The following is a 7188-nucleotide window of genomic DNA, read 5'->3' as shown; positions in this document are numbered from 1 at the left end:
CAAAATAGTGGGCTTCAATGCGCGCTAGTGAGAGTGCGCGATGTGGCTCGGTAAAGGAATCCACAACATCCTGGCAGGGTTTGAGGGTAGCGGTGCGCCCTTCCCAGCCCGACCAGATTTTTGCCGCAGTCATTTGCTGGATTTGGTTGTCGCCGATTAGTTGGCGATAGTAAGCGCCAATCATATCGCTGCGTTCCGCTTCGGGAATTTGCGCAACAAAATCATCCCAATAATCAGGGAACAAGCGGCTGGCACCCTCCTGATAAAACCAGAGCAGGTCTTCGCGGCGACAGAGGAAAATGCCGCGCAAAATTAAACCCAGCACTCGCTCGGGATAGGTTTGGGCGTAGACCAGGCTAAGCGTTGAACCCCATGAGCCGCCGAACAACACCCATTTATCGATGCCGAGTGTAGTGCGGATCACTTCAATATCCTCCACCAGTTTTTGCGTGGTGTTGCCTTCCAGTTCCGCATGTGGGCGCGAACGGCCTGCGCCGCGTTGGTCAAACAGAACAATGCGATAGACTTCCGGATCAAAAAAGCGGCGGTCATACTTGCCGCAACCTGCGCCCGGTCCCCCGTGGACAAACAGCACGGGGATACCATCTGGATTGCCGGATTCATCGACATACAATTCGTGGGGAGGCTCTACGGCAATTTGGTGACGCTGGTAGGGTTTTATCTCGGGATAAAAAATCTGCATAAACTCGCCTTGTTCGGGTCAATCACATGGGGATACGCGCGCTATAACGTCCAATAAAGGTAGCACAGCAACTCTCGTAAGCGATCACTTTTTGCGACGAAAAACAGACCTTTAGCACAAATTGGCCGGCAATTAGGGCGCACATGATGATAGGCCGTTTAACATTTAATCGCTTACTGACATAAACTGTCAGGGATGCTGACTAGCATAGCCCATTCCCATCCTTGATCCCGAGTCTTTTATGCATCGCGCCGAACGTCTGTTTCAACTCACCACCCTGTTGCGCAACCGTCGCACCGTGCTCACCGCCAAGCAAATGAGCGAACACCTGCGCGTTTCCGAGCGCACCATTTACCGCGATATCCAATCGCTCAGTTTGTCCGGCGTGCCAATTGAGGGGGAGGCGGGCGTGGGCTATCGCCTGTCGCACCGTTATCAGTTGCCGCCCCTGATGTTTGACCGCGAAGAGGTCGAGGCGCTGCTGCTCGGTGCGCGTATGGTCAGCAGCTGGGGCGATACCGATATGGCGATCCACGCTAATCAGGCGATCCAGAAAATTCTCTCCGTATTACCCGATCATTTGCGCCACAGCGATGAGAGCTTGCCGCTGCTGGTGCCCAATATGGAAGAGGTGCAAAAGTATTACACCGCCCACAGCCAACCGATGCGTGAGGCGATCCGTTTGCGCCAGCGGGTAGCGATCGATTACGTGCGCGCCGATGAACAACACAGCTCGCGCACCATTGAACCACTTGGGATGATTTTTTGGGGTAAGGTGTGGACGCTGGTGGCCTGGTGTCATCTGCGCGACGACTATCGCACCTTCCGCTTGGACCGTATTCAGTCGATTGTGGTGACCGATGAAAAATTTGATACCAGCGATAGCAAAAGTCTCAAACATTTTCTGCACCTTATGAAAGAAAAATACGCGCAGGAGCCGGAAGCAACTGCGCCGCACTAATGTTAACCTGCTTAACAAACCTTGAATTGCCCTTGCACAACCGCCTTGTTACCCTGAGCCAACTTCTCAGGAGATCAATATGAAACTTCGCACGCTCAGTCTCGTTTTGTGTATCGCCGCAATCACACCCTTTGCAAACGCAAAAACACTTTCAGTAAAAACAGAAACAGGCAATATTCAGGTTAAAACCATCGCCGAAGGTTTGGAAAATATTTGGGGCATGGCATTTTTACCCGATGGCAGCATGCTGGTCACTGAGCGTCGTGGACGTATGCGCATTGTGGGTGCCGACGGCAAAGTGGGAGAGCCTCTTGTAGGCCTACCGGAAATTTATGCGCAGGGTCAAGGTGGGTTACTGGATGTGGTGCTCGCACCGGATTTCACCAGCAGCAAAAAAATCTATTTCAGTTACTCTGAACCTGGTAAAGGCGGCAATAGCACCGCCGTGAGTTTTGCCACGCTCAATGGCAATAAACTTGAAAATGTCACGCGCGTATTTAGCCAGCAACCGAAAATCGATTCGGGTGCACATTTTGGTTCGCGTTTGGTCTGGGCACCGGACGGAACCCTGTTTATTACACTGGGTGATCGCTACAGCGAAAAAGACAAAGCGCAAACGCTTGATAATCACCAAGGCAAGGTTGTTCGTATCAATGCCGATGGTTCAATCCCTAAGGATAATCCCTTCGTAAAAACACCGGGCGCACTGCCAGAGATTTGGTCCTATGGCCATCGCAATATGCAAGGTGCTGCAATTAATCCCATTACTAAAGAATTGTGGACTGGCGAGCACGGCCCCCAGGGTGGCGATGAATTAAATATTGATCGCGCGGCAAAAAATTACGGTTGGCCAGTGATTACCTATGGTGAAAACTACGGCGGCGGAAAAATTGGCGAAGGTACCCACAAAGCAGGAATGGAACAACCCAATTATAAATGGGTGCCATCGATTGCCACGGCTGGATTTATTTTTTACACCGGCGATAAATTTCCGCAATGGAAAAATAATATATTGCTTACCAGTCTGAAAGATAAAACCTTCGTCCGTTTAGTGGTTGATGGCGAAAAAATTACCAAAGAAGAGCGCTTGCTTGCCAAAGAATTGGATCAACGCCTGCGTCATGTCGTACAAGGGCCCGATGGCTTGGTGTATTTGGTCACCGATGAAAGCAAAGCAAAAATTTACCAATTATCCCCACAATAAAAACCCGTAGGGGCGCCGCTTGCTGCGCCCAATCTTCATGCAAACTGAATATATTTTTGTCTACGGCACCTTGCGGCGCGCTTGCACAACAGGCGCGCATCAAACCTATTTGGCGAATGCGGAATTTGTTGGTAGTGCAAAGGTGAGAGGCAGCCTTTATTGGGTGAGTTATTATCCCGCGTTAGTGCTGGATGATTCAGCGGGCTGGGTACTTGGGGAGGTATATCGATTAAGCTCCAACGATCAGCTTCGAAGGCTGGATGATTACGAAGAATGCACATATCCTTCGCAACCTGATCAGGAATATCAGCGTAAAAAAATAGCGATCACAACTGATAAGGGCACTTCGCTGATGACATGGATTTATTCGTACCAGCACACCATTGCAGGGCTGAAAAAAATCTCCAGCGGTGATTTTTTAAATCCATAAAATAAATCTAATTTATCGCTGCAAGCGGCATAGGTAGCTCAGTTTTTTGCGCTGCACCATTGCCAATCATTTCATCGTAAGGTGAGTGCATTACCAGCCAGCAGCGCTCAAAACCCATTTCTTTCAGCGCTAGTTGAGCGCGATACAGACTTGGGAATTTGCGCAATTTGCCCGCCTCATCTTTCAGTAATCGAGCCGACTCACTCTGGCCTTCGGGTTCGTTAGTAACTCCCGCCAGGTAATGCACACAGTCGCTGTAACTAAATATCAATGCACGAGTACAAGTGTTCATGGTTTAACTCCTTGAGTTACAGCGCAGGCATAGCTGCGACAGTAGCGGCGGTCGGCCCAACGCTGATAAATTTTATCAACGAGAGCTGCCCAAATTTTCCAGCGCAAGGGCTTCCATAAAAATCCCATGGGGGTAAACGACCAAGCAATTACGTTTGCCTCTACACCAAAACGCGAACTCCCATCGGGCATTTGCAAATGCAGGTTGCGCAGCATCTGCTCTTGTTCTTCGTCGGTGAGTTGTAATAGCTGATGTATATCAACGAGTGTTAATCCCGCCTGTTTGAATTTACGTAAAAAAGCCATTTCCCGCGCGCACAATGGGCATCGACCGTCATAATAGAGCTGGGCGCGATTAGTGGGTTGGGGCAATGGCATAAGGTTGATCCTCGATATGCTGGATAATCAGCTTCCATAAGTTTGTACGCCCGCTTCTGCTATTGCGATCACCATCCCGCACGCTGGATTTTCATTCTGTGAGCGAGTATGTTGTGCGGCATTTTGTTATCGACCACTTCCCTTCCGGAGAAATTGCATGAGCCAATTCCGCGCCCTGAATTACGATGTTGATCCGGTCTTCCACGCCGCCAATAAACCGGCTGCCAAGGTAGGTGTGCTACTGGCAAACCTAGGTACACCCGATGCACCAACAGCATCGGCCCTGCGTCGTTATCTGGGTGAGTTTTTATCAGACCCGCGGGTAATCGAAATTCCAAAGCTGGTTTGGTTTTTTATTTTGCACGGTATTATTTTACGCGTGCGCCCGAAAAAATCGGCCAAGCTTTACCAGGGTGTGTGGACTAGTGAAGGTTCGCCGCTACTGGCTATCAGTAAACAGCAGCAAGCGGCAATACAGGCACAATTGGGTGATGGCTACAGCGTGAAGCTCGGTATGCGCTACGGCAACCCCTCTATCGCGAGCGCCTTACGCGAACTGCAAAATGAAGGTGTGCGTAAAATCGTAGTGCTTCCGCTTTATCCACAATACGCCGGGCCTACGACTGGCTCAACCTTTGATGCTGTTGCAAAAGAATTTAAGGAATGGCGCTGGGTTCCGGAATTGCACTTTATTAATAATTATTGTGACGAACCTTTGTACATCGATGCACTCGCTAATTCCGTGCGCGAACACATTGAAAGAAATGGCAAACCGCAAAAAATACTTTTTTCTTATCACGGCACTCCCAAACGCAATCTCGAATTGGGTGACCCCTATTACTGCCTCTGCATTAAAACCACACGTCTTGTGGCGGAAAAATTAGGATTGAATAAAGATGATTACATGGCCTGTTTCCAATCGCGCTTCGGTTACGCCGAATGGTTGAAGCCCTATACCGATGAAACCCTGAAAAACTTACCCGTTGAAGGTATTAAAAATATTGCAATTTTATCGCCCGCGTTTAGCGCCGATTGTTTGGAGACTCTGGAAGAGTTGGCAGTTGAAAATCGCCATACATTTATGGATGCCGGTGGCGAACACTATCAATACATACCGGCGCTGAATGACCGAGCCGATCATATCCATGCGTTGGCGCAATTAATCCGTCGCCATTAAGTGGCGCCTGTTGAATGAAAAAACAATCTTTTTATTGTGCAGTAATTACGGACCGATACTGCACACCCGTCACAAAACCTCAATCGACAAACCCATTGCAAGTATTTAGGGTGTAATCTATCACGTGCGTTACGCCAATATGCATCCCACCTTCTGTTGTAGGTACTTCCTGTCTTATCCAGATTAACTGCTAGACCGAGAGGAGTGTTTTATGAAAAAGTTAATTGTGGCGCCATTGTTCCTTCTGCTGTCCTCTTTGCCATTATTTGCTGTGGCGGGGTCTGAGTCCGGGCTTTACATTGGCGGTAGTGTCGGCCAGACATCGGTTGAGTCTGATTTTGGAGATGATACATCGTTCAAATTGGATGATGATGACAATGGCTACAAGGTTTTCTTTGGATACAACTTCGGGTTGGTGCCATTTTTGGATTTGGCAATCGAAGCGGATTATCGCGAGTACGGAAAATTTGGCAATGAGAGCCTGAATACTGAAATTGTTTCATCAGAATTATTTGGTGTTCTCGGTTTTAATGTTGGCCCGCTGGGACTCTTCGGTAAGCTGGGTTACTCCGACACGGATATGGATTCAATTATCGATGATATAGATTTTAATGATTCGGAATCGGCAACTGCCTATGGTGCGGGCGCAAAACTGAGCTTTGGGTCTTTTGGCATCAGAGCCGAATATGAAGTGCTTGATCTCGACGCAGTTGATGACCTCAATATGATTTCTGTTGGTGCGACTTATACATTTTGATCACATCTAACAAACTGTTGCGCGATTATTAGTAGCTGTTTATATTTGTACAGCAACTAGTAATCGTGCAATACAATTCCCGTTTTTGTTTCGTGCATATTTATACGACAACCGCGTTACCATGCAGATCCCCAGCGGTTAATTTCCTGTAAAAATCCTCGACAGATGTTTTTATTCTCCCTTGGCCATACAATGCCGCCGTGTTTTTATACACAGGTCTTTGGTGGAGTAACTGCAGTGCCAATGTCTTAATCAAACCTCGTTTTAATAATTACCCAAAGGATTAATCATGAGTTTCAAGAATCGATCTTCATTCTTTACCAGCATGTTAGGCGGTTTACTTTTTAGTGGTGTTGCGTTGCAAGCAAATGCAATTCCGTTTGAGGTAGATATTACCGTCGATAATTCCTACGCGCTTTACTACGGCACAGAAACACAAGCAACTAACTTTGTTGGCAGCGATGGCGACTGGACCACCACCGAGAGCTATGCCTTCGATCTGCCGACCAACAATTTTATTTATGTTGTTACTCAATCGGATATTGCTGTTGCCCAAGGCTTCCTCGCCCAGTTTACTAACTTGCTGAACAACAATCGCTTTTACAGCAACGACCCTCAATGGCAAGTAACTGCAACTGGCCGTTATGGTTTTGCCCCCTACTCTGGAACATCCAGTGATTTTGCTGAGCTGACCAGTCAATTGTTGTTGGCAAATGCCGGCAATAATCCTTCCGGCGGTTGGGTTGCAACCACGGCAGGTGACGGCAATGGGGCAAGCCCATGGGGTTTACGCCCGGAGATTGATGCAGCTGCGCGTTGGTCATGGTATAGCAGTAATGGCGATACCAATCCAACGTCCCCTGGTTTTAATCACGACGAATACCTGATCTTCCGTATTTCTGTGAATGCACAAGAAGTGCCGGAGCCAGGTAGCTTGCTGCTGATGGGTTTGGGTTTATTGGGTTTGTGTGCAGCGAGAAGACGCCGCGCGTAAAGTTGTTTGCGAATGCGCCAAGTGGCGCATTCGCATTCGGTTTATCTATACGGGCATGTTATTTTTTATTTAACACCGCCAACAACAATACCCAAAAACATAACACCAGATTAAAAAGTGGTATCTGCAACTCCGCTGGCATGGCGTAAACAACACACACTGCCGGAGTCCATACCAGCCAATTCGATAAAATCACCGTAGGAATTTTTACGCAGAAAAATTCTCTGGTCATCGCTTTTTTTGTTTCGGCAATATTCCAATTGGACTCCATCCACAAATACACAATCGTAATA

General features: G+C 48.1%; 9 protein-coding genes and 1 pseudogene. 6 read left to right on the top strand and 4 right to left on the bottom strand.

Annotated elements, in window-relative coordinates; translation table 11 throughout:
* Nucleotides 1–703 (bottom strand): prolyl aminopeptidase (gene pip / locus ACWA6V_RS14320; RefSeq protein ID WP_449523130.1); only part of this gene is annotated, 703 nt, incomplete at its 3' end.
* A gap of 241 nt (nucleotides 704–944) precedes the next feature.
* Here pip and ACWA6V_RS14315 point away from each other — a divergent pair.
* From ACWA6V_RS14315 to ACWA6V_RS14305, 3 genes are all read left to right on the top strand, one after another.
* On the top strand, nucleotides 945–1664 hold the full coding sequence (locus ACWA6V_RS14315) for a helix-turn-helix transcriptional regulator (protein WP_449523129.1): 720 nt from the start codon (nucleotides 945–947) through the stop codon (nucleotides 1662–1664).
* A 79-nt stretch (nucleotides 1665–1743) separates the two neighbouring features.
* Nucleotides 1744–2868 (top strand): PQQ-dependent sugar dehydrogenase, encoded by a 1125-nt coding sequence (locus tag ACWA6V_RS14310; RefSeq protein ID WP_449523128.1) that lies wholly within the window; start codon nucleotides 1744–1746, stop codon nucleotides 2866–2868.
* Between the two features lie 19 nt (nucleotides 2869–2887).
* Nucleotides 2888–3298, top strand: coding sequence for a gamma-glutamylcyclotransferase family protein (locus tag ACWA6V_RS14305; RefSeq protein ID WP_449523127.1), 411 nt, complete (start codon nucleotides 2888–2890; stop codon nucleotides 3296–3298).
* Nucleotides 3299–3305: 7 nt separating this feature from the next.
* On the opposite strand, the gene ACWA6V_RS14300 is transcribed toward ACWA6V_RS14305, so the two are convergent.
* On the bottom strand, nucleotides 3306–3590 hold the full coding sequence (locus tag ACWA6V_RS14300) for a DUF6482 family protein (RefSeq protein WP_449523126.1): 285 nt from the start codon (nucleotides 3588–3590) through the stop codon (nucleotides 3306–3308).
* Nucleotides 3587–3967, bottom strand: coding sequence for a thiol-disulfide oxidoreductase DCC family protein (locus ACWA6V_RS14295; RefSeq protein ID WP_449523125.1), 381 nt, complete (start codon nucleotides 3965–3967; stop codon nucleotides 3587–3589). The genes ACWA6V_RS14300 and ACWA6V_RS14295 overlap by 4 nt, the downstream gene beginning before the upstream one ends.
* 157 nt (nucleotides 3968–4124) lie before the next feature.
* On the opposite strand from ACWA6V_RS14295, the gene hemH reads away from it, so the two are divergent.
* The 3 genes from hemH (at nucleotide 4125) to ACWA6V_RS14280 (ending at nucleotide 6895) form a co-directional block, all read left to right on the top strand.
* Nucleotides 4125–5144, top strand: coding sequence for a ferrochelatase (gene hemH / locus ACWA6V_RS14290; RefSeq protein ID WP_449523124.1), 1020 nt, complete (start codon nucleotides 4125–4127; stop codon nucleotides 5142–5144).
* A gap of 211 nt (nucleotides 5145–5355) precedes the next feature.
* Entirely contained in the window at nucleotides 5356–5901 is a 546-nt protein-coding gene (locus tag ACWA6V_RS14285) for an outer membrane beta-barrel protein (RefSeq protein ID WP_449523123.1), read from the top strand.
* Nucleotides 5902–6190: 289 nt separating this feature from the next.
* Complete coding sequence (locus tag ACWA6V_RS14280) at nucleotides 6191–6895, top strand: PEP-CTERM sorting domain-containing protein (RefSeq protein ID WP_449523122.1); 705 nt, start codon at nucleotides 6191–6193, stop codon at nucleotides 6893–6895.
* Between the two features lie 58 nt (nucleotides 6896–6953).
* On the opposite strand, the pseudogene ACWA6V_RS14275 reads toward ACWA6V_RS14280, so the two are convergent.
* A pseudogene (locus ACWA6V_RS14275) lies at nucleotides 6954–7188 on the bottom strand (hypothetical protein); the annotation flags it as partial.

Source organism: Cellvibrio sp. (assembly GCF_053579595.1).
This window is presented reverse-complemented; position numbering and strand designations above follow the sequence as displayed.

Bases quoted from the DNA above. Each gene is read 5' to 3' on its own strand.
- ACWA6V_RS14315 (WP_449523129.1), top strand. From the start codon at position 945: ATGCATCGCGCCGAACGTCTGTTTCAACTCACCACCCTGTTGCGCAAC.
- ACWA6V_RS14310 (WP_449523128.1), top strand. From the start codon at position 1,744: ATGAAACTTCGCACGCTCAGTCTCGTTTTGTGTATCGCCGCAATCACA.
- ACWA6V_RS14300 (WP_449523126.1), bottom strand. From the start codon at position 3,590: ATGAACACTTGTACTCGTGCATTGATATTTAGTTACAGCGACTGTGTG.
- ACWA6V_RS14295 (WP_449523125.1), bottom strand. From the start codon at position 3,967: ATGCCATTGCCCCAACCCACTAATCGCGCCCAGCTCTATTATGACGGT.
- hemH (WP_449523124.1), top strand. From the start codon at position 4,125: ATGAGCCAATTCCGCGCCCTGAATTACGATGTTGATCCGGTCTTCCAC.
- ACWA6V_RS14285 (WP_449523123.1), top strand. From the start codon at position 5,356: ATGAAAAAGTTAATTGTGGCGCCATTGTTCCTTCTGCTGTCCTCTTTG.
- ACWA6V_RS14280 (WP_449523122.1), top strand. From the start codon at position 6,191: ATGAGTTTCAAGAATCGATCTTCATTCTTTACCAGCATGTTAGGCGGT.